This window comes from Synechococcus sp. NB0720_010 (assembly GCF_023078835.1).
Lineage (GTDB): Bacteria > Cyanobacteriota > Cyanobacteriia > PCC-6307 > Cyanobiaceae > Vulcanococcus.
The window spans coordinates 1,402,564-1,422,985 of sequence record NZ_CP090898.1 but is presented as its reverse complement, the minus strand read 5'-3'; the positions used below and the strand labels follow the sequence as shown (position 1 = coordinate 1,422,985).

The 20,422-nt window shown below is 61.8% G+C and carries 18 protein-coding genes; 9 read left to right on the top strand and 9 right to left on the bottom strand.

The features are described from left to right. Positions 1-13: 13 nt before the first annotated feature. The 9 genes from LY254_RS07555 to LY254_RS07515 all read right to left on the bottom strand — a co-directional run bounded on the left by LY254_RS07555 (position 14) and on the right by LY254_RS07515 (position 9,505). On the bottom strand, positions 14-952 hold the full coding sequence (locus tag LY254_RS07555; RefSeq protein ID WP_247476453.1) for a hypothetical protein: 939 nt from the start codon (positions 950-952) through the stop codon (positions 14-16). Then, positions 949-1,857: a glycosyltransferase family 32 protein gene (locus tag LY254_RS07550; RefSeq protein ID WP_247476451.1), complete on the bottom strand. Its 909-nt coding sequence runs from the start codon at positions 1,855-1,857 to the stop codon at positions 949-951. Before LY254_RS07550 ends, LY254_RS07555 begins: the two co-directional genes overlap by 4 nt. Next, positions 1,836-2,852, bottom strand: a complete 1,017-nt coding sequence (locus tag LY254_RS07545) for a hypothetical protein (protein ID WP_247476449.1) — start codon at positions 2,850-2,852, stop codon at positions 1,836-1,838. Before LY254_RS07545 ends, LY254_RS07550 begins: the two co-directional genes overlap by 22 nt. 181 nt (positions 2,853-3,033) lie before the next feature. Continuing rightward, positions 3,034-3,741, bottom strand: coding sequence for a bifunctional 2-polyprenyl-6-hydroxyphenol methylase/3-demethylubiquinol 3-O-methyltransferase UbiG (locus tag LY254_RS07540; RefSeq protein ID WP_247476448.1), 708 nt, complete (start codon positions 3,739-3,741; stop codon positions 3,034-3,036). Continuing rightward, positions 3,693-4,658 carry a glycosyltransferase family 2 protein gene (locus LY254_RS07535; protein ID WP_247476446.1) on the bottom strand — a complete coding sequence of 322 codons (966 nt, stop codon included), beginning with the start codon at positions 4,656-4,658 and terminating at the stop codon, positions 3,693-3,695. The genes LY254_RS07540 and LY254_RS07535 overlap by 49 nt, the downstream gene beginning before the upstream one ends. After that, on the bottom strand, positions 4,658-5,863 hold the full coding sequence (locus tag LY254_RS07530; protein WP_247476445.1) for a glycosyltransferase family 4 protein: 1,206 nt from the start codon (positions 5,861-5,863) through the stop codon (positions 4,658-4,660). The genes LY254_RS07535 and LY254_RS07530 overlap by 1 nt, the downstream gene beginning before the upstream one ends. Beyond that, positions 5,860-6,903 carry a glycosyltransferase gene (locus tag LY254_RS07525; protein ID WP_247476443.1) on the bottom strand — a complete coding sequence of 348 codons (1,044 nt, stop codon included), beginning with the start codon at positions 6,901-6,903 and terminating at the stop codon, positions 5,860-5,862. The genes LY254_RS07530 and LY254_RS07525 overlap by 4 nt, the downstream gene beginning before the upstream one ends. After that, on the bottom strand, positions 6,903-7,859 hold the full coding sequence (locus tag LY254_RS07520) for a glycosyltransferase family 2 protein (RefSeq protein ID WP_247476441.1): 957 nt from the start codon (positions 7,857-7,859) through the stop codon (positions 6,903-6,905). Before LY254_RS07520 ends, LY254_RS07525 begins: the two co-directional genes overlap by 1 nt. Further along, a complete protein-coding gene (locus LY254_RS07515; protein ID WP_247476440.1) occupies positions 7,856-9,505 on the bottom strand; it encodes a hypothetical protein in 1,650 nt (549 codons plus the stop codon). Before LY254_RS07515 ends, LY254_RS07520 begins: the two co-directional genes overlap by 4 nt. A 51-nt stretch (positions 9,506-9,556) precedes the next feature. Here LY254_RS07515 and LY254_RS07510 point away from each other — a divergent pair, with 51 nt between their 5' ends. The 9 genes from LY254_RS07510 to LY254_RS07470 are packed head-to-tail and all read left to right on the top strand — an operon-like array spanning position 9,557 to position 20,410. Further along, positions 9,557-11,965, top strand: a complete 2,409-nt coding sequence (locus LY254_RS07510; RefSeq protein WP_247476439.1) for a glycosyltransferase family 4 protein — start codon at positions 9,557-9,559, stop codon at positions 11,963-11,965. Then, positions 11,962-12,891: a hypothetical protein gene (locus LY254_RS07505; protein WP_247476437.1), complete on the top strand. Its 930-nt coding sequence runs from the start codon at positions 11,962-11,964 to the stop codon at positions 12,889-12,891. The genes LY254_RS07510 and LY254_RS07505 overlap by 4 nt, the downstream gene beginning before the upstream one ends. Before the next feature lies 1 nt (position 12,892). Continuing rightward, complete coding sequence (locus tag LY254_RS07500; RefSeq protein WP_247476436.1) at positions 12,893-14,137, top strand: glycosyltransferase; 1,245 nt, start codon at positions 12,893-12,895, stop codon at positions 14,135-14,137. Next, entirely contained in the window at positions 14,134-15,051 is a 918-nt protein-coding gene (locus LY254_RS07495) for a hypothetical protein (protein ID WP_247476435.1), read from the top strand. Before LY254_RS07500 ends, LY254_RS07495 begins: the two co-directional genes overlap by 4 nt. Beyond that, positions 15,048-16,145: a hypothetical protein gene (locus LY254_RS07490; protein ID WP_247476434.1), complete on the top strand. Its 1,098-nt coding sequence runs from the start codon at positions 15,048-15,050 to the stop codon at positions 16,143-16,145. Before LY254_RS07495 ends, LY254_RS07490 begins: the two co-directional genes overlap by 4 nt. Further along, a complete protein-coding gene (locus LY254_RS07485; protein WP_247476433.1) occupies positions 16,145-17,323 on the top strand; it encodes a hypothetical protein in 1,179 nt (392 codons plus the stop codon). Before LY254_RS07490 ends, LY254_RS07485 begins: the two co-directional genes overlap by 1 nt. Further along, the gene (gene gmd, locus LY254_RS07480; protein ID WP_247476432.1) at positions 17,320-18,474 is read left to right on the top strand and encodes a GDP-mannose 4,6-dehydratase; all 1,155 of its coding nucleotides are present in this window, start codon (positions 17,320-17,322) and stop codon (positions 18,472-18,474) included. The genes LY254_RS07485 and gmd overlap by 4 nt, the downstream gene beginning before the upstream one ends. After that, positions 18,471-19,469, top strand: coding sequence for a GDP-L-fucose synthase (locus tag LY254_RS07475; protein ID WP_247476431.1), 999 nt, complete (start codon positions 18,471-18,473; stop codon positions 19,467-19,469). Before gmd ends, LY254_RS07475 begins: the two co-directional genes overlap by 4 nt. After that, positions 19,469-20,410, top strand: a complete 942-nt coding sequence (locus LY254_RS07470; RefSeq protein ID WP_247476430.1) for a UDP-glucuronic acid decarboxylase family protein — start codon at positions 19,469-19,471, stop codon at positions 20,408-20,410. Before LY254_RS07475 ends, LY254_RS07470 begins: the two co-directional genes overlap by 1 nt. Positions 20,411-20,422: the final 12 nt, after the last annotated feature.

Here is a 20,422-nt window from a genome sequence, read left to right as displayed (position 1 = left end):
ATGTGACGTACTTTCATTTCACGCTCTTTAACAACTCAACCAAAAATCCACGCATTCGCCTTGCTGCCTTTCTCCAGGCTCTCACATACCTTACACCTTGTATCTTATTGAGTATCTGTGCTTCAACCTCTCTATCGAGAAATATACAGGGTGGATGGAATAGTGGCATGATTTCTTTTGTAGGATATCCATTTCTGGCACTGGACGCTTCGGTGGTATGGGTTGCTTCTTTCCCAAAACCAATATTACTCACAAGGTTGTGACGGGGCACAATGCATAAACCTCGATGTATTCTTATAGTTGCTGATAGCTGATAGTCCCAGCATGTGGTGAGCTTACCATCTGCTACACGATCAAATACTTCTGAACGGGTCTCGTACTGTTCCCGGTCTCTAAATATTCTTTCTGCCACAGATGTCTTCCTTACACTCATCCAATCTTTCATTTCGGCGTCATAGCGAGCCCAGCGGTCTCTCCAGCTAGCCCATCCCCATATCAGAGGTTCCGGAGCAAATGTATAGCTGTATTCATGGTTGAATCTGAGGTCGGCTGAGTTGTCTCCAGCAACGATCCATACCTGCTGGTCGTTTCTATATCTATCTAACAGTTCATCGCAATAAGGTAAGAAATCAGATGAAGGCAAGCAGTCGTCTTCAAGTATAACTCCTTCCTCCTCGTTATCAAAAAACCATGTAATTCCATCAATCGGCCCATCTTTGCAGCCCTTATTGCTTGTCCAAAACTGCAGGCGAGTACTTGTTCTTCCCGATGCAAAATATTTTGCTGCCTTTTGACATTCTAATACTTTATCCACGTCCGATCTGTAGCCTTCTCGTGGGCCATCAATGGCGATATATATTCTTCTGTCCTGCCCGTAATGAGTCAAGGACCCAAGTACTCTTGCTAGTAATGCAGGACGATTGAATCCTATCACTAAGATCGCAGCCTTCATGTCTTCCCTTTTTTGGTTATTGACTGCTTCAATCTATCGATCACATGTCTAACTACAGTCGGCACCCTTGTTCGCTTTCGCTTGGTTCCTAAGTATTTCATCCACGAACAGTTCCAGTGATGGATTGTATAAGTGCTACTCACTGCAAAAGATCTAGCATCTTCATGTGTGTCCTTCAGAAAACCAGGAAACGGGTAGAAGTGATTTGAAGGGAGTATCCCTACTGAACTATCATTTTCATTTCCTAGTAAGACCCGCGTTAGCATTAGTGGGCCAGAAGCCTTGATAATTGTCATCGCATCCTTTTCATCAACCTCCTTCAGCAGGCTCAGCTCTTTAACTATCTCCGTTACTACTCTTCCGTCTTTTGATGATGCTATCACTGCATTCCCAACCTCTACGTCACCGTTGTCGGGACAAGGGTGGCATCCCGCTACAAAGGAACTGCCACGCAGAACATCTTCCATATTCTTAATAAGTTCAACATCTGCGTCAACGTAGATTCCGCCATATCTCTTTAAAATCTCATAACGTGCTATGTCGCTTCTTGTTGCCGGATTTTTCGCCCTCATATATAAATCATTCAGATCAAGACCCTCTTTATCGATGTCTTGATCTCGCCACAACTTATATTCAAAACCATATGGGTTGTCGCGCCACCTATCCATTAAAAGTCTTACCTCTGCTGGTGGTGGCGCACCCAGCCAAATCTGATGCACTAATCTTGGAATTGCAGATCCTCCTTTCTCTCTGCCCTTCCAAGTATAATATTGTCTAGATATCTTTAGCCAGTCTACATGCTTCATGTTTCTTAGGAAATTCCAGTGCGATGTGCATTCGCTGAAAAATCCGAAAAGTTGTTCCATATCATTTTCTTGCGATGTCATCCCCGTTTGAGCCTCCATTTAGCTTTGCGAACAGGAGCGGCTATCTTATTGTAAACAAGATACCATATCAGGCTTATTAGCTCCACCGACCAGCTACTGCTGGTTACAATTCCACAATTTGAATAAAGCAATTCTCTGTCTACATGGAACCAATCTCCATACACGAGATACCGACTCTCTTGCTTCCAGCGGCTTACTTTGGTCCATGGTGGCGGACAGCTATGTGTATGCGTTCCGTCCTTTCTGAAGCCATGATTAATTCCACAGATTGCGAGTGGCGTTATTGATCTAGACCTATTTCTCAGGTGCGACAGGTTCCACTCATAATCCCATGCGTCCATGTGCCCTTTACGGCAGGCATAGATCTTTAAACAAAAATCTTTTGTCCTCACCCCTCTGGGTAGTCTTGTAAATGTCCTAATCCGTCCCACCTTACTATTTCTTTCAAGCCAAGTGCGATGCTCTTCCCACCGGTCAGCCCACGACGCCCAGCCGTATCCAACTCGACACAAATCTGATTGATAAAACCTCAGGTATTCTCCCTGCCCTTGTGCATCCACCGGGTCGCAATGACTAGAGATGCTCCATATTCTTTTATTGCTCCTGTAGTATTTCAGCATTCCAGCCATGATCTCCATATACTCTGATCCAATCTCTACATCGTCCTCCAATATTATACCTTCCCTATTGTTCTTGAAGAACCAGCTAATTCCCTCTATAACTCCGTCTCGGCATCCCTTATTTACTGGTGATATATGCCTCTTTAGTGGGTCTTCTTGTTCTCGGATTGCAATCTCTCCGCAATATCCATATCCTGCTCTGTCTTTTACGTTCCCTGGACGCGGCCCATCAATGGATATCCAAAGGTTTGAATATCCGAAGTCTTTTAATCTCTTGATCGCCTCCTGTAGTAGATCGGGCCTGTTGAATCCGAGGAGAAGTATGGCGCACTCTTTGCTTTGTGAAGTCTTGGGCCATTCGGCTCCTGAGACTTCTTGCGCCTGGCTATCCACGTCTCGCTTCCTTGCGTATGAGCACTATAGCTGTGCTCCAGTCCTTAGTGATTGACTAGCTCTGTATGCCTGCATTGATTGTGGCTCAGTCCGCGAGCGCCGCGCGTAAGTGGCCCAATACAGCATCCAGTCGATCGCGCGTTGCACGGACTTGTCTTGCGTTGGTTTGCATGTTTTTGGCTCAGCCCTGGCGCTGAAACACAAAGACGCTGCCCATACTCCAGAGCTGGTCAGAGCTGAGCTGGCGGATGCCCCAAAGGATGGGTTGATGGATGCTGCGCTTGCTGACTAGGGGGCGAAGGACCTCCTCCGTGAGTGCAAAGCCGGCGGCTTCGGCTTTCTCGCTGAGAAGTCTGCGGGCTTTAGCGATATTGACGATGAACTGATGTTTGAAGCCCTCGGGCTGATTCAGTAAGTCCAGGCTGTGGGCATTGAGTTCGTGTCCTCGCAGCATTCTGATTCGGTCCAGAACGAAGAGCTCATTCGGCAGGCTGACGACCACCTGTTGATTGGCGCGCGTCAGGGCTAACTCAAAGAGTGGCGTGAATCGCCGTGTGTGTTCAATGACATCCAGTAAGAGCACTGTGTCCCAAGGACCTTCGCTACGCATCAGATCAGGAATCTGATCGGTTTGCACATAGCGAACCTTGGGATTGTCGTGGCGTTGTTCGTAGATGCAGGCATCAGTGATATCCAGGCCTGTGTACTCACATTGGCTTGGAAGATACCTGCTAACGATCCCGTCGCCGCAGCCGATATCCAGGAGTGTTTTGCTGGTGTAGTTCGGCAGAATCCGAGTGGCGATCAGCTCTGCGAGGCGCGCATCGGAGCGCTGGGCCATCAAGGTGCGCTTGTGCGCGGCAGTCGTCGCCATCGTGCGGGCAGCCATCGAACCAATGTCCAGACAGTCTGCCGGAGGCCGGCGGACTGGTGGATGTCCTTAAGGCTTTGCTTCAGCTCTTTGGGTCTTGTTTGCCTGAATTGCTTCAGCACGTTCCAGAGCTGAAACTGCATCACGTGGGCGGCCCAGCGGTGGCGACGTGGTTCATCGCTTAACAGGGGGTGCTCGCGTAACTGCTGCACCACCGACGCCACCTCTTGCAATTCATGGCCGCTGCGCCGGTTGCTGTTTGAGAGCTGCCGCTCATGGGTCCTCACCTGAGCGATCGGCACCCGGTTCAGCACTACGGGCTGGCGTTCGGTCGCCCGCAGCAGCCATTCCCAATCCGCCGCATGGCGCCAATCCTCGCGAAAGGGGCCCGCTGCGCGCCAGTGGCTGCGGCTGAAGGCCATTCCGCTGAGGTTCCCGTTCAAGCTCCCAAGCCGCAGCAGTGCAGGCACGAACCGCTCAGGCTGCACCAACGATGTTTCCTGGCTCACCTGCGCGTGGTGCCAGGCGCTGTCTGCCGGCCGTGGACTCCCGTCCTCATTGATGGATTCATAGGTCGAGAGGATCAGTCCTGCATCGGACCAGCGTTCACACATCTCATTAATCCGCTCTATGGCATGGGGTAACAGCAGGTCGTCACTGCAGAGCAGCAGCACCCATTCGCTTTGGCTCTCTTCGATCGCGCGGTTCAAGTTCCCGAACAGTCCCAGGTTTTGGGGGCGCCTTACCCACTGCACCCGCGTGTCGTGGTTCTGAGAGTCGATCCAGCCTTTGATAAAAGCTTGCGTGTCCGCGTCAGAGCCGTCATCGGCGATCAACAGCTGCCAGCCTGGATCTTGCAGCTGCAGCACGCTCTCCAGTGCCGGGCCTAGCAGCTCCGAGCGGCCATAGACCGGCAGGATGATCGTGATTTCCATCAGCCCTTGTCCTCGAGCAGGGCCTGGTAGTTGGCGATCGCGCGGTTGCCATAGGCACTCCAGCTCAGCTCGCTTCGTGCCAGGTCCAGCGCGGCTTTACGCTTCTGCTCCCAGAGGCTGCTGGTTTGGGCGAGTGCCTGCAGGCACCAGGAAATGGCATCGGGACGGTGGATGGGGACCAGATAACCGGCGGGGAATTCTTCAACGTCATGGTCACGTTGCACTGAGCCGCTGCCCTGCAGCCTGAGCAGGTCCTCGCCACCGGTGTTCGTCGTGCAAATCAGCGGCAGGCCGCAGGCCAGGGCCTGCATCTGCACCATCGCCATCCCTTCCTCGATGGAGGCCATCACAAAGCAGTGCGCTGCGGCGTAGTGCTCCACCAGTGCGGCCTGGGGAAGGTGACCGAGGCATCGCACCTGATGGTTTTGCTGCTTCAGCAGACCCTCCAGTTCGGGGGTCTCGCCGCCCACCAGGGTCAAGGTGGCGTCAGCAATGTTCGCTTGCTTAAACCCCTCAAGCAGATCGGGGATTCCCTTACGCACGGACAGTGAACCCGCGTAGATCACCCTCAAGCCACTCACTTCGGGTGGGCGGGGGGCTTGCTCCGGAGCCTTGAAACGGCTCAGGTCGACCCCCAGGGCGTTGCGAAAGAGGCGCTTTGCGGACCAGCCCCGCTCCAGAAAGCTGCGCTCCACGAACAGGCTGGGAACAGCCACCTGCGCGCAGAGCTCGTACTCCCGCAGTTCCATCGCCTCGATCCGCGGGTGCGTTGCTGCCCACTGCAAGCCGAGGCGGCGATGCTCTTCGTTCAGCAGCCGGCTCTGCTCAAGGATGTGGGCGGAGGAGCGCTCCAGCACTGTTGGGATCCCACGTTGCTTCGCCCAGGCGAGGCTTGGTTCGCTCCACTGCGACCAGCCGTGGATTAACTCGCTGCCTTTCAGGTGCTTGAGCGCCCTTCGGGCAAACCAGCGATGCACATGCCACTGGCAGCGCATCATTAAGGCTTCGCCGCCCAGCTTGTAGATCGCTTTCACCACCCAGAAGGTGAGCGGCAGGCTGACGACGTTGTCTTTGGGGATTCCCCAGCGCTGGACAAACCAGCGCGGGTAATTGGTGATGAGGCGGTGCAGGTGACCGGCTTGCTGCAGCTCCCGGGCCAGGTCAAAGGCATGCCAGCGCCCCCCCACGACGATGGTGATCTTCATGGGTTTGCCTGGCTCCAATCCAGGATCGTGCGCAGCCTGGCGCCGTAGGTCTCCTCTGCTTTGCGCAAGGCCACAGCACCGGCTTGCCGCAACTGTTGTTGCAGCTCCATATTGCTGAGCAGAGTTTGAACCCGTGCTCTCAATTCGGTGGGGTCCTTGAAGAAGCCTGCGTCCGGGTAGTTCTCGAGCAGAGTCCGATGTTCGTTTGTGTCCTGGTAGAGCCCGCAGCCACCGATGGCGCCGATCTCGTAGGAGCGATCCGTCGAGAGGTCGCCATTGGCCTGCCTGAGCAACCCCAACACAATCCGGGCTGAACTGATTGCCCGGCAGTAGTCCCCACCCACCACAGCTGGCCCCTTCTCCCAGCCCGGTGTGCTCAAGCCTTCCCAGCTGTTGCCGTGGATGCGGCGGCGCACTCCAGGCAGATCAGCCAAGACCTCGAGCCAGGGCAGTCGTTCTGCAGCGCCTGTACCCACAAACAGCACATCAGCTGCTTCGGGATCGGTTACGTCGATCGGGTGATGCAGTTCAGGGTCGTAGGCAAAGGGGAGCCAACTGGTGCTTGGGGTGCCTGCCGCTTCCAGTCGCTGCCGCAGCGCTTCTTTGGTGCTGAAGAGGTGGTCGTAGTCCTTCAGGTTGCGCAGAAAGCAGCGGCGCCGGTGAATCGGATTCCACGGATCGTCCGTGAGGTAATTCACGATCCGTCCCCCGGATGCGCGAATGGCTTGGAACACCTGCGGCGCTAGGGGCAAGATGCCCGTGACCAGCACCAGCCTGGGTTTGTGCTGCTCGATCAGTGCGATCAGCTGCCTTTGGAAGCCCCACCATTCCCAGCTGCGCCGATCGGCTAGCCGGTAAAAGACCTTCCCGCGCAGCCGGCCCATGCTCGGCGAGAAGGCCGGCGCGGGGGACGTGTAGGCCACCAACAGGTCGCGCTCCGGATCCAGGCCGGCCTGCTGGGCTCCCCGCAGAAACTTGCTGCCCAGCGCCTCCGGGACGCTGGTGTCGGCAATGAGGAGTAGGGGCAGTCCTTTGGCCATCACTGTTCCCAGCGCTCTCGAACCAAATAGAGCGGCCTGGCTTTCACCTCTTCGAAGACCCGGCCGAGGTATTCACCCAGCACCCCCAGGCCAATGAGTTGAACGCCCCCGAGAAACAGCACGGCGGTCATCAACGAGGCATAGCCGGGTAGATCGATGCCAAAGACCAACGTGCGCAGCACCATCCAGCTGCCATAGAGCAGCGCCACGCAGGCGATCGCTACTCCACTGCCACTCAAGACCTGCAGGGGTACCCGGCTGAAGGAGGTGATGCCATCGAGGGCGAAGTTCCAGAGCTTCCAGTAATTCCAGTTGCTCTTACCACCTTGTCGGGCATCACGGTCGTAGTGGATGGCGCTTTGGCGGAACCCCACCCAGGCGAACAGGCCCTTCATGAAGCGGCTGCGCTCGGGCAGCTGCAGCAAGGCCTCGACCACGCAGCGATCCATCAGCCGGAAGTCGCCGGTGTCTGCGGGGATGGCCGTGCTGCTTAACCGTCCCATTAGCCGATAAAAGCCAAAGGCCGTGAAGCGCTTCGTGCTGCTCTCGCCCGCCCGCCGGCGTCGCACGGCGTAGACCACGTCAAAGCCTTGCCGCCATTGCTTGAGCATGGCGCCGATCAGCTCGGGGGGGTCCTGCAGGTCTGCATCCAGGGGTACCACCACATCGCCGCGGCTCGCCTGTAGGCCAGCAGTCAGGGCCGCCTCCTTGCCGAAATTGCGCGAGAGGCTGAGCACCGTCGCTTTCAGTTGAGGCCGTTGCTCCAGCTGGGCGCGCACCACCTCTAACGATCCATCGCTGCTGCCGTCATCCACCAACACCAGCTCCCAGGGAAGCCCCAGGGCGCCAAGTTGCTGCTCGAGTTCCGCAAATAGGACCGGCAGGGTCGCGGCCTCGTTCAAAAAGGGAACCACCGCGCTGATCAGCGGCCGAGGTGGGCGGGCTGCGGTGTTCATGGCCGGGATCGTACGGGCCCTGATCGCAGCTGGCCGTAGCTCAAGGCCACGTGGGAGCGGCCGGCCGGCAGTTCGACGCTGATCCAGCCCTCGGAATCCCTCGCTCCCGCCGGCAGCGGATCGCTCCAGCCTTGACCGCCGTTGACCTGAACCCGCCAGCTGGGATGGGCCCACTGCATGATTCGCAGCCGGCCGGAGCTGGTGGCGTTCACCTCCAGCACCCGGCTGCGCGGCGTGCGTTCCAGCAGTGTGAGCCTGCCTTGCCCAGACCATTCGGCCCAGTGGGTTTGCGGCCAGGTCGGCAGCCAAAAAATGGCCAGCCGCTTGTTCCAAGACGACTCAGGGACCCCGGCGGGGCTGTAGTCCGGTACGCCGCTCAGGGCAACGCGGCCATCGGGCAGGGCCACAAAGCGCTTGGCCAGTTCCCCCTCCTTAGGCAGCGCAGCCACGCCTGCTGGGCAGGGTGTCAGGGGATCACAGCGCAGCAGGCTGCGCAGGGCCATCCGCTCGCTGGCGCTCGGGGCATGGCCCCAGAGATTGCTGCGGAAGCGCCAGAGCCCGTCGAACCAGCAGCCGGCGGCAGCCAGACCGATCAGGCTGAGAGCAGCAGGTCGGGTTCGGTTGGTGCCCGGGGCTTGCTCGGCGGCTGAGGCGAGCCAGAGCAGGGCACCAAACCAGCCCAGGCTGAGCCAGCGCCAGGGGAATTGAATGCGCTGCAGCGCTGGCAGCCACTGATAGATCGGCCCGCTGATCGAGAGGCCCATCAGCAGAGAGAGGACAGCCAACAGGGCACCCCAGCGGGCTAGGGGGGAGGCCCCACGCCAGCCAATCCAGCGCCAGAGCAGCAGCAGGGCAATCGCCACCGCTTGGATCCAGAGCAGCGCTGCAAAGCTGCGGTAGCCCACATCGATGTCCGCAAAAAATTCCCCTGGCAATAGGCCCGCAGGGATTGGGGGGCGAACGGATGGCAGCGCCTGAAGTGCTGGCAACCAAAAGGGCATCGCCAGTCCGGCCCCCAGGGCGCCGCTCCAGAGCCAAGCTTTGCGCCTTAGCAGCAGGCCCGCTAGGCCCCAAGCCACCCCGGTCAACAGAGCTGCATTCCAGTTGCTCAGGGTGATGCCGGCCAGCGCAAGACCTGCCAGCGGCCACCCCCAGGGCCGCCGGTGCTGCAGTCCCAAGAACCCCAAGGCCAGCCACCAGAGCAGGGCTTGAGCCAGGGCTTCCGGCCAGGCCCCGCGCACATAAATGTTGACCAGGAGGTAGGGATTCAGGCTGGCAGCGATCAGCAGTGCCCAGCGCCATCGCGGTTTCGGGAGCCAGCGGATGGCGAGCGCAGCGACCCCGCCGTTGTGCAGCAGCAGCAGCAGCAGCAGACCTGCGGCCAGGGCGTGATCGGAGGGAAGGCCTAGCAGCAGCGGCACCCCGACCAACCAGCGAAATAGGGGTGGGTAGATCAGTAGGGCACTGCTCCCCGCACCGGCCCATGGCAGATCACTCCAGGTGGGCCAGAGCCAGCCCTGCTGCAGTTGCTTGACCCAGCCCACCGCCCAACCCAGGTGCAAAAAACCGTCTGGGGTGTCCAGAGGCACGCCGGCCAGCCCCAGCGGCAGCCAGATCAGCAGGGCCAGTGCCACCGCTGCCCCCATCAGGCTCCTGCAGCGCATGTGCTTTCGGCAGACCCTGCCATTGTGGGGCCCATGCGGCTTGCCTTTTTCCTCGACAACCGGGGCATCGCCGAGCGGGGTGGCCTCAGCGACCCACGGCTGGGTAATCCCGGCATCGGGGGTACCGAGTTTGCCTTCCTGGCCGTCGTCGCTCAGCTCGCAGCAGAGGGTCCGCTGCAGCCGTTGTTGTTGCTCACGGCTCCGCAGTCGATTGACGGCATTCCGACTGCCTGCATGGCAGTGGTCGATTCCTTGGCGACTGCAGTTCAGGCCGCAGGGGACGGCGGCTCCCAGGCGCTGGTGTTCCGCCCTGGTTTTGCCGATCGGTCCGATTGGCAGGCGCTTGAAACCAGTCCTTTGCCCCTGATCGCCTGGTTGCACAACCTGGGCTGCCATGACCAGGCCCGCTACGAGGCTCTGCCGGCCCTGTGGTGTTGGGTACTCGTCAGCGGCGCCCAATTGGATTTTTTCCGCCACAGCCGGCTTGCCCAAAGGGCGGTCGTGATCCCGAACCCCGTGGCGGTGCCGCCGGCCTGGCGCCAACCCCGGACCTTGGAGCAGGCCGCGGCGGCTAAGGACCTGGCCTATGTGGGAGCGATCACGCCCTTCAAGGCCTTTGATCGGCTGGCACAACAGTGGCCGCGCATCGCCCGCGCCTGCCCGGATGCCCAGCTGAGGGTCTTTGGTGGAGCAGATCTCTACGGCGGTGCCCGCTCCACCAGCCTGAGTGCCTACGAACGGCACTGCTTGGCCCTGCTGGAGCGGGGCGGCTATAGCGATCGGGTCTCCTTTGAAGGCCGCAGCGGCCTGGAGCGCTACGACGCTTTTGCCCAGGTAGCCGTTGGGGTGGTCAACCCCAGTGGCCGCGATGAAACCTTCTGCCTGAGTGCCGCTGAGTTCAACGCCTGCGGCATCCCCGTGGTGGCACCGCGCCGCCACGCCCTGGTGCAAACAGTTCTGGAGGGCCGAAGCGGCTTGCTTGCCAGCAGCGATCAGCAGTTGGCGCATTACTGCATTGAGTTGTTGCAGCAGTCCAGTTGGGCTTGGGAGCTTGGGCAGGGCGGACAGCACAGCTGCCAGGAGCGCTTTGCTGTCCAAACCGTCGCTGCCGTTTGGCAGGACTTGGTGCAGCAACTCGCTTTTGGTGAGGACCCCGCTCCTCCGGAACCCTCCACGTCTTGGGCCCATGAGCAACGCCTGTTGCGTCAGGTCTGGGGTCAGGGCTTGAGCATCCCCGGCTGGCCCAGTTGGCCCACTCTGAAGAGCTGGCTGAAAGGGGGGCAGGCACCCCTGGGCCCCAAGGCCGTGGGCGTGTTGGCGGGCCTGATGGCCCTGTTGGTCTGGGCGCTGTTGGTGTTCGGCAAGTACGGAGGCAATCCCACCGGCCTGGCTCGCGTTGGTGATCAGCTGCCGATTTCGCCCCGGTTGGCGGATCAACCCGTGGTGCGCCTGGCGGGAAAGCGCGGCAACGACGGCCAGCAATTTCTCAGCCTCGCTCTGGATCCATGGCAACTGGATGTAGGCAGCAGTCAGGCCTTGGACAATCCGATCTATCGGGGTAAACGCCTGCTCTATCCGCTGTTGGCCTATTTGAGCGGACTGGGGCAACCCCAGCTGATCGTCTGGACCCTGGGCCTGCTTAACGTGGTCTGTATGGGTTGCGCGGCGGCCTTGGTGGCGGCCTGGGCCCAGCTGCAGCAGCGTTCAGCGGGGTGGGGGTTGGCGGTTTTGGCCCTGCCGGGGTACTGGATCACCCTCAGCTTGAGCACTGCTGATTTGCTGGCGACCACGCTGCTGCTCGCTGCTGCCCTGACAGCCCGTCAGGCGCGTCTACTGCCCCACTGGCTCAGTTTGATCGCTGCCAGCCTGACCCGGGAGACCGGTCTGATCGCCTGGGCTGCGAGTGGTCTGAGCGCGTTGCGGGAGCGGCGCTGGCGTTGGCTATTGCCGCTGGCGGCGGTGCCGCTCCCGCTGCTGCTCTGGTCTGGCACCTTGACGAGACGGTTTGCTGCCGTGCCCGACGGGGCCCTGGCCCGCGTTCATTTCGGCTTCCCGTTAGGGGGTGCCCTTCAGAAAGGTCTGCAGCTCCTGGGACTGAGGCAGTTGGCCGATCTCCAACCCAGCGGTTTGGAGCGGCTGTTTGACGCCGGTTGCTTTGGCCTTTGGTTGCTCACCCTTGGGGTGCTGGTACTCGCGGCCTGGCGCGGCTGGGGCGGCCGTTGGTTGCGCCTGGCCTCGGTCCTTTATTTGCTGCCGGCGCTCTGCACCTCGACCCAGATCCTGGCGCGCTTCCCCGATTACACCCGGGTCTGGATTGATCTGTCCAGCCTGGCGCTGCTGGCCTTGCTTGCCTCGCGCAGTTGGCTGCTCAAGCCCTGGCTGGCCTTCTCCGCTTTGATGTCGGCGGGGTACGGGATGGGTTATCTGCTGCTGGCGCCATGAGCTTTGCGGTTCCGGTGTTGCTGATCGCTTTCAACCGCCCGGGGCCCACGGCTCGGGTGCTTGAGGTGCTGCGAGAACTCCAGCCCGAGAGGCTCTATGTGGCCTGTGATGGCCCCCGCGCGACGCGTGCCGGCGAAGACAAGCGCTGTGCTGCGGTGCGCGCTTTGTTAGCGCCGGCGCCTGAGGGGTTGATCGATTGGCCCTGCCAGCTGGAGCGCCTGTTTCAACCGAGCAATCTGGGCTGCCGCGCCGGCGTCACCGCTGCGCTGGATTGGTTTTTTGAGTGCGAGAGCGAGGGGATTGTTCTCGAGGACGACATCCTGGTTGATCCCAGTTTTTTCCTCTACTGCCAGGAGCTTCTGGAGCGCTACCGCGATGACAGCCGCGTCGGGGCCATCGCAGCTAACAACCATCAGCGCCGGCCCCCGGCCGATGGCAGCAGCTATCGCTTTTCGATCTACAGCCACTGCTGGGGCTGGGCCAGCTGGCGCCGGGCCTGGCAGTGCTACGACCGCGATCTCAAGGGCTGGCCGGCGTTTCGGGAGGGCCTCTGGCTCGAGCAGTTGGGGGGGCGCGGCTTCGCCCGCACCTGGGGCGGCTGGCTCGAAGCCCTCGCCCAAGGTCAGATCGACACCTGGGACATGATCTGGCAGCTCAGCTGCTGGCAGCAGGGGTTTTTGACGGTGATCCCGTCGGCCGAGCTGGCCGAGAACATCGGCTTTGACGCCGATGCCACCCACACCCTCGATGAGCGCTCCCCCTTGGGGCCCCGGGGGACGGTGTCTGTTCCGCTGCGCCATCCAACGGTGATCCAGGCGGACCGGCTGCGGGACGCCGACACCTTTGCGCGCCTGTACCGGCGCAGTCGCAGCGCCGAGCTGCTGCGCAAGGGACGCAAAGCCCTGCGTCTGCTCGGGGTGCGCTGAGATGCGGGTGCTGCACCTCTCCACTTACGACGGCGGCCAGGGGGCAGCCCGCGCCACCCATCGCCTGCACCAGTCCCTGCGGGCCTCGGGCATCGAGAGCCGCATGCGCGTGGCCCGCGCCAGCCGCGGCGACAGCTGGGTGGATGCGCCCCGCTCCAAGCCCCGTCAGGCCCTGGCGCTTTTCCGCAGCACGGCCAGCTGGTGGTTGAGCAAGCCCCAGCGTTCCGCCAATCCGATCACCCACTCGGTCGCAGCCTTGCCATCGCGGTTGGACCTGGAACTCAACCGCCGGCCCCAGGAGCTGCTGCATCTCCATTGGCTGCAGGATGAATTCCTCTCGGTGGAGGCCATCGGCCGGCTGCGGGGACCGCTGCTCTGGACGCTCCATGACTGCTGGCCCTTTTGCGGCGCGGAGCACTACCCCCATGGCCTCGGGGATCAGCGTTTCGCCGAGGGATATGGGCCGGCGACCAGGCCCAGGGATCACCGCGGCCTGGATCTCGATCGCTGGACCTGGCAGCGCAAACGCCGAGCTTGGCGCTCCCTGCTGCCGCAGCTCCAGCTGATTGCCCCCAGCCACTGGATGGCCCAGCAGGCGGCGGCCTCAGCGCTGCTGGCGGGTGTGCCCTGCCGGGTAATTCCCAACGCCTTGCCGGAGGTTTTTCGTCCTTATCCCCGTGCCCAGGTGCGGCGTTGGCTGGGTTGGCCCCAGCACAAGCGCCTGGTGCTTTTTGGCGCCATGGATGGTGTGGCTGATCCGCGCAAGGGCTTCGACTTGCTCGTGGAGGCTCTCGAGCAGCTCAAGCAGCTGGATCCCGCGCTGTCCGAGGACTGCCATGCGGTCGTGCTGGGCCAGAGCACGCCTGCCGTGCCTCCGTCTCTGCCTTTGCCGGTGCACTACGCCGGTCGCTTGGACGATGACTTGAGCTTGGCCCTGGCCTACGCGGCGGCCGATGCGGTGGTGGTGCCGTCACGCCTCGACAACCTGCCCCAGTCCGCCAGCGAGCCGCTGGCCTGCGGCACCCCCGTCGTGGCCTTCCGTCAGGGGGGCCTGCCGGATCTGGTGCAGCACCGCCGCAATGGCTGGCTGGCGGCGCCAGAGGAAGCCCGCGATCTGGCCCTGGGCCTGCAGTGGGCCTTGGCGCAGCCCGAGGGGTCGCTGCCCCTGGAGATCTGCCAGTCCTGGCGGCCAGAGGCGGTGGCGCGGGTCCACCGGGATCTCTACGCCGAGGTGCTGCAGCGATGAATTGGCAATGGCGCCACAGCATCAAGCAGCAGGGGCGCCGTGTCGCCCACCGACTTGAGCGTTGGCGCTATCCGCAGGTGTTTGCAGGGCAGCTCTGTGAGGAGCAGGCCGGTCTTTGGATCGCCGAGGCCATCCGCGAGCAGCGGCCTGTGCTGGTGGGCCGGCTGGGCTCGGTGGAAGCGCGTTTGCTGGCGGAGGCGCAGCGCCCTGGAGTAGCGCCGTTCAGCCGGGTCAGCCTGCGGGAAGCCCACCGCAACGCCGGGATTTTCCCGGTGGAGCCTGCGGCCTTGCGTGCGGTGGCGGCGCGGTTGCAGAGCGCCCTGGAGCGGGTGGATCTGATGGCCCTATGGGACAGCCCCCACCAAGCGGCGTTGGTGGCTGGCCTGGAGCCGCTGCCCCAGCGCTGCAGCCTGGCGGCCCTGGAGCCCTGGTGGTGCGCTCAGCCCTGGAGTGCGGCCCTGGCAGGCAAGCGGGTGCTGGTGGTGCACCCCTTTGCCCGCAGCATCGAGCAGCAATGGCAGCGGCGCGAGCAGCTGTTCGCTAACCCGGCTGTGCTGCCGGCTTTTGAGTTGATCACCCTGGTGCCCCCTCAGACCCTGGCTGGAGCCACCCAGGGCTATGCCAGCTGGGAGCAAGCGCTCGATCAGCTGCAAGGGCAGGTGACAGCGTTGACCTTTGATGTGGCGTTACTGGGTTGCGGGGCCTATGGCCTGCCCCTGGCCGCCGCCATCGCTGACTCCGGCCGCGTGGCTGTTCATGTGGGCGGAGCCCTGCAGCTGCTGTTTGGCATCCGAGGCCGCCGCTGGGAGGCCAGCCCGCGTTTTCAGCAGCTGATGAACGCCAGCTGGGTGCGCCCTTCCTTGGCGGAAACCCCTGCTGGTGCCGATCAGGTTGATGGGAGGTGTTACTGGTGAAGCGGCTTGGCGACTGGGCCCGCTGGCTCTGGCTGAAGGCGGCGGATACAAGCTTGCTGGGTTACCACCATCCCCTTTCGCCCTTGGGTTTTGCGCCGTTACCGGCGGCCCGGGTTGGGCAGACCGTGCTGGATCTCGATCGCTTGACCCTGGCGGCACCCGCCCCGGCGCTCTTGGTCAGCCATCCCTATCGCAGCTCTGCGGTTCCCCACTACCCGAGCATCGAGACCTGGACCCTGCGCGGCGGCAGTAGCCGAGCTCAGGCCGCGGCGCCCCGCACGATCCAGTTCCACACGATCCGCAAGCAGCTGGGCAAAACGAAGCGCCCTTTGGAGGGGCCCTACGCGGTCTTCCCCCACAGCACGAGCCATTTCGGCCATTGGGTAGGGGATTGCCTTGGGGCGATCCTCTGGTTTGCTCGTGACCCGCGCGTCAGCGCCGGCGGCCGCCGCCTGCTCGTCACAGCACCCTCCCCTGAGTGGGCGGCCTTGCTGGAGCAGCTCTGTCCAACGGGGAGCGTGGAGTTGTTCACTCCTGAGCAGCTTTTAGAGGTGAACTGGCAACTCACCGATGCGTTGCTGTTGCCGCGCCTGAGTCCCTGGCAGAACCTCAGCCTGGCCAGGGACTTGTTGGCCCCGGCTGTCGCCGTTGGTGAGAGTTCCATCCGGGGGGAGCGATTGTTTCTTTGTTCGCTGCGGGAGGAGCGCATCGTCAACCTGCCGGAGGTGCTCCGTTGCTTTGAGCGCCATCACGTCACGGTGCTCAATCCCCTGGAGATGGCGCCCCTGGCCTTGCTGCGGCGCCTGCGCCAGGCCGGCGAGCTTTGGTGTGAGCACGGTTCGATGGCGTTGAACTCCTTGCTCTGCCGCAGCGAGCCTTATCACCTGCTGGAGCTGGATCCCCGCTGCGCCGCTGGCTATGACCCGGCTCAGGCGGTGCTGGGGGGTGGCCTCTACAACGGGTTCCAACGGGGATTGCAGCGGCCGTTCCCTTGCCCACCGGCGGTGGAGTCCGCCCGACTCGATCGGCTGCTGCATCCTTATCAACGCCAGCTGCGGGTTGATCTGCAGGCCCTGGAGCAGGCCCTGAGTTGATGGAAGCCCTTCTCTTTGGCCTGATCGGCCTGCATCTGCCCAAGGCCTTCACGCTCCTCTACGCGGCCTTGGCCCTACTGGCCTGGCGCACCCGTAAGGCCCCTCCCCTGGCGCCCCAACTGCGCTGGTGCCTCGGCGCTCTGGTGCTGTTCTCCATCAGCTACAGCGCGATCTCCGTGCACTACGGCTTCTGGCAGCTGGGGGGGCGGGATCGGTTGGATCTGGTCTCGATGTTGCTGCTCCCCGCCGGCTGTGTCTGGATTGGTGCCCGCGCCGCGGCGGTGCTCTCCTGGAGGCAGAGGAGCTGGCTCTGGCTGGCCTATGGCCTCGGTGCCCTGGCCTACGTCTGGATCGTGTTGCTGCACGGCCGGGTCTTTAGCCCCGATGGGGGCTGGCTTGCGTTGTGGCTGCTCCGCCGAGACAGCACCATCGCCGCTCCTTGGGGTCCAGACCCGCTCGTCAACGTGCGTTCGGTCGAGCAGAACGCAGCCTTGGCCTGCGCCTGGCTGCTTCCTGGGCTGTGGTTACTGAGCCGATCCGCCATGGCGAAGTTCATCGCTCTGGCTGGCGTGCTCGGTTGGGCCGCCACGCTGTGTTTCAGCGGTCGGCTGGGCTGGTTAGTGCTCGCCCTGGGCGCTTTGCCCGTCGCCGTGGGCTGGATGCGATCTCGGCGGCGCCAGCAGGCCTTGGGCTTGGCGCTGTTGACAGGGGCTACGGCCTTGGCCCTGGCGGTGTGGCGTTTTCCCCGGCTCGGCCTTCGCCTGACGGACGAGCGTTTCGATCGCTTCGCAGGGTTTTTCCCCGTAGCGCCTCAGTTCCCTTGGGGTGGCAACAGGTTGAGCTTTCAGTCCAGCGCCATGGCCTTCGATGCCAGCCAGGGGGAGTTGATGCACAACGTCTTTCTGGATCTCTACGTCCGGGTGGGCTGGTTGCCGCTGCTGCTGTTGCTGCTGGCATTGGTGCCCCTGGTGCTGCGCGCTCTTGCGTCTCTGGTGCGGGTGCTCCGCCAGGAGAAGCTGCAGCTCGATGGCTGTATCGCAGCCGGCTTCTTGCTTTGCCTGAGTGTGCAGTGGTTGTTCCAGCCTCTGCTCTATGGGGATGGCTTGCTCTTCTACGTAGGCTTCCTGGTCATTGGCACTCTCGCGGGAGAGCCGTCTTTGAAGGGTGATGAGCCATGAGTTTCCGTCCAGAAGCCGTTGATTCCCGCGGGCGGGTAGCGCTGATCACCGGAATCACCGGCCAAGACGGCAGTTACCTGGCGGAGCTCCTGCTGGAGAAGGGCTATGTGGTGCACGGCATTAAGCGCCGCGCGAGCAGCTTCAACACCAGCCGCATCGATCACCTTTATCAAGATCCCCATGAGGCCGACCCGCGGCTGGTGCTGCACTACGGGGACCTGACGGACAGCACCAACCTGATTCGGATCATCGAGCAGGTGCAGCCCGATGAGATCTACAACCTGGGTGCCCAGAGCCATGTGGCGGTGAGCTTCGAGGCGCCGGAATACACCGCCAATAGCGATGCCCTCGGCACCCTCCGGATCCTGGAGGCTGTGCGGATGCTGGGGCTGACCCAGAAGACCCGCATCTACCAGGCCAGCACCAGTGAGCTCTACGGCCTGGTGCAGGAAATCCCCCAGAAAGAGACCACCCCGTTCTATCCCCGCAGTCCTTACGCGGTGGCCAAGTTGTATGGCTACTGGATCACGGTGAACTATCGCGAGGCCTATGGCATGTATGCCTGCAATGGCGTGCTGTTTAACCACGAGTCGCCGCGGCGTGGTGAGACGTTCGTGACCCGCAAGATCACCCGTGGTTTGGCGCGCATTGATGCGGATCTGGATCAGTGCCTGTACATGGGCAATCTCGATTCCCTGCGGGATTGGGGTCACGCCCGCGATTACGTCGAGATGCAGTGGCGGATGCTCCAGCAGGAGTCGCCCGAAGATTTCGTGATTGCGACGGGGCGCCAGGAGAGCGTGCGCCGCTTTATCGAACTGACGGCCCAGCAATTGGGCTGGGGTGCCATCCAGTGGGAAGGCAGCGGCATCGCTGAGGTCGGCCGACGCGGCGATACCGGTGCCGTGGTCGTGCGCATCGACCCCCGTTACTTCCGTCCTGCGGAGGTGGAGACGCTGCTGGGCGATCCCGCCAAGGCCAAAGAGAAGCTGGGCTGGACACCGACCACGACCCTGGAGGAGTTGGTGGCTGAAATGGTCGCAGCCGACAAAGAAGAAGCGGCCAAGGAAGCGCTGCTGCGCAAGCAGGGTTTTGCGGTGGTCGGTTCCATGGAAAATCCGCCCACCAATCCGGCTGCGATCAAGCCATGAGTGCCCTGATCACGCCGGACGATCGCATCTTTGTGGCCGGCCACCGCGGCATGGCGGGCAGCGCCATCTGCAGGGCTCTGCAAAAGGCGGGTTACGGCAACGTGCTGACGGCCGATCGCGCCAGTCTTGATCTCGAGGACGCGGCGTCCGTTGAGGCTTGGTTCAGCGCGCAGCGCCCCACGGTGGTGGTGCTGGCCGCGGCGAAGGTGGGTGGCATCCATGCCAACAACAGCTACCCAGCGGACTTTTTGCTTGCCAATCTCAAGATCCAGAACAATGTGATCGAGAGCGCCTGGAGGTCGGGGGTGCGGCGCCTGCTCTTTCTGGGTAGCAGCTGCATCTACCCGAAGTTCGCCGAGCAGCCGATCCGGGAAGAAGCCCTCCTCACCGGCGCTCTGGAGCCCACCAACGAGTGGTATGCGATCGCGAAGATCACCGGGATCAAGTTGGGTCATGCCCTGCGCAAGCAGCACGGCTTTGATGCCATCAGCCTGATGCCCACCAATTTGTATGGGCCTGGCGACAACTATCATCCCACCAACAGCCATGTGTTGCCGGCGCTGATCCGCCGCTTCCATGAGGCGGCAGAGCGGGGCGATGCCAGCGTGACGTGTTGGGGCAGTGGCTCACCGTTGCGAGAGTTTTTGCATGTGGATGATCTGGGTGAGGCCTGCATCTTTGCCCTAGAGCACTGGGACCCTGCTGCTCCTCAGGCCCCGAAGGATGAGGCTGGCGAGCCCTTGCCGCTTCTCAATGTCGGCACCGGCGTCGACCTCACGATTCGTGAGTTGGCCGAAGCCGTGGCGCAGGCGACGGGTTTTCATGGCGAGATCGTCTGGGACAGCTCCAAACCCGATGGCACTCCGAAAAAACAGCTGGAGGTGAGTCGGCTTGCGTCGTTGGGTTGGCGGGCGCGGATCCCCCTGGCTGAAGGGCTCAGCAGCACAGTGGCCTTGTTCCGCCAGCAGCTTCAGGACAATCTGGTGCGTCTCTAATGCCCGCTTCCATCACGCGCAATCTGGTGACCGGCGGAGCCGGTTTTGTCGGCTCCCACTTGGTGGACCGCTTGATGCAGGCCGGAGAAGAGGTGATCTGCCTCGATAACTACTTCACGGGCCGCAAGCAGAACATCGAGCCGTGGCTGGGGCATCCCCGCTTTGAGCTGATTCGCCACGACGTCACCGACCCGATTCGCTTGGAAGTGGACCGGATCTGGCATCTGGCGTGTCCCGCCTCGCCGGTGCACTACCAGCACAACCCGATCAAAACGGCCAAGACCAGCTTCCTGGGCACCTACAACATGCTGGGTCTGGCCCGCCGTGTCGGTGCTCGTCTACTACTGGCCAGCACGTCTGAAGTGTATGGCGATCCGGAGGTGCATCCCCAGCCGGAGAGCTACCGGGGTTGCGTGAACACCATCGGCATCCGTAGTTGCTACGACGAGGGCAAACGCATTGCCGAAACCCTCTGCTTCGACTACCAGCGCATGCATGGGGTGGAGATTCGCGTGGTGCGCATCTTCAATACCTATGGGCCGCGCATGTTGCCCGACGACGGCCGGGTGGTCAGCAATTTCATCGTTCAGGCGTTGCGTGGTGACCCGCTCACGCTCTATGGCGATGGCTCCCAGACCCGTTCCTTCTGCTACGTCGACGATTTGGTGGAGGGCATCATCCGTCTGATGAATGGAGCCCACTCCGGGCCGATCAACATCGGCAACCCTGGGGAGTTCACCATTCGCCAGTTGGCTGAACTGGTGCGCGCCAAGATCAACCCTTCTCTGGAACTGATCTGCAAGCCCCTGCCCCAGGACGATCCGCTGCAGCGCCAACCGGTGATCAACTTGGCGCAGCAGGAGTTGGGGTGGCAGCCCAGCATCGCGCTGGATCAGGGACTTGATGGGACGATCACCTACTTCAAGGAGGCATTGGCGTGAGTATCCGCACCA

Coding starts and splice junctions, on each gene's coding strand:
- LY254_RS07555 (WP_247476453.1), bottom strand. CDS start 952: ATGAAGGCTGCGATCTTAGTGATAGGATTCAATCGTCCTGCATTACTA.
- LY254_RS07550 (WP_247476451.1), bottom strand. CDS start 1,857: ATGGAGGCTCAAACGGGGATGACATCGCAAGAAAATGATATGGAACAA.
- LY254_RS07540 (WP_247476448.1), bottom strand. CDS start 3,741: ATGGCTGCCCGCACGATGGCGACGACTGCCGCGCACAAGCGCACCTTG.
- LY254_RS07535 (WP_247476446.1), bottom strand. CDS start 4,658: ATGGAAATCACGATCATCCTGCCGGTCTATGGCCGCTCGGAGCTGCTA.
- LY254_RS07530 (WP_247476445.1), bottom strand. CDS start 5,863: ATGAAGATCACCATCGTCGTGGGGGGGCGCTGGCATGCCTTTGACCTG.
- LY254_RS07525 (WP_247476443.1), bottom strand. CDS start 6,903: ATGGCCAAAGGACTGCCCCTACTCCTCATTGCCGACACCAGCGTCCCG.
- LY254_RS07520 (WP_247476441.1), bottom strand. CDS start 7,859: ATGAACACCGCAGCCCGCCCACCTCGGCCGCTGATCAGCGCGGTGGTT.
- LY254_RS07515 (WP_247476440.1), bottom strand. CDS start 9,505: ATGGGGGCAGCGGTGGCACTGGCCCTGCTGATCTGGCTGCCGCTGGGG.
- LY254_RS07510 (WP_247476439.1), top strand. CDS start 9,557: ATGCGGCTTGCCTTTTTCCTCGACAACCGGGGCATCGCCGAGCGGGGT.
- LY254_RS07505 (WP_247476437.1), top strand. CDS start 11,962: ATGAGCTTTGCGGTTCCGGTGTTGCTGATCGCTTTCAACCGCCCGGGG.
- LY254_RS07500 (WP_247476436.1), top strand. CDS start 12,893: ATGCGGGTGCTGCACCTCTCCACTTACGACGGCGGCCAGGGGGCAGCC.
- LY254_RS07495 (WP_247476435.1), top strand. CDS start 14,134: ATGAATTGGCAATGGCGCCACAGCATCAAGCAGCAGGGGCGCCGTGTC.
- LY254_RS07485 (WP_247476433.1), top strand. CDS start 16,145: ATGGAAGCCCTTCTCTTTGGCCTGATCGGCCTGCATCTGCCCAAGGCC.
- gmd (WP_247476432.1), top strand. CDS start 17,320: ATGAGTTTCCGTCCAGAAGCCGTTGATTCCCGCGGGCGGGTAGCGCTG.
- LY254_RS07475 (WP_247476431.1), top strand. CDS start 18,471: ATGAGTGCCCTGATCACGCCGGACGATCGCATCTTTGTGGCCGGCCAC.
- LY254_RS07470 (WP_247476430.1), top strand. CDS start 19,469: ATGCCCGCTTCCATCACGCGCAATCTGGTGACCGGCGGAGCCGGTTTT.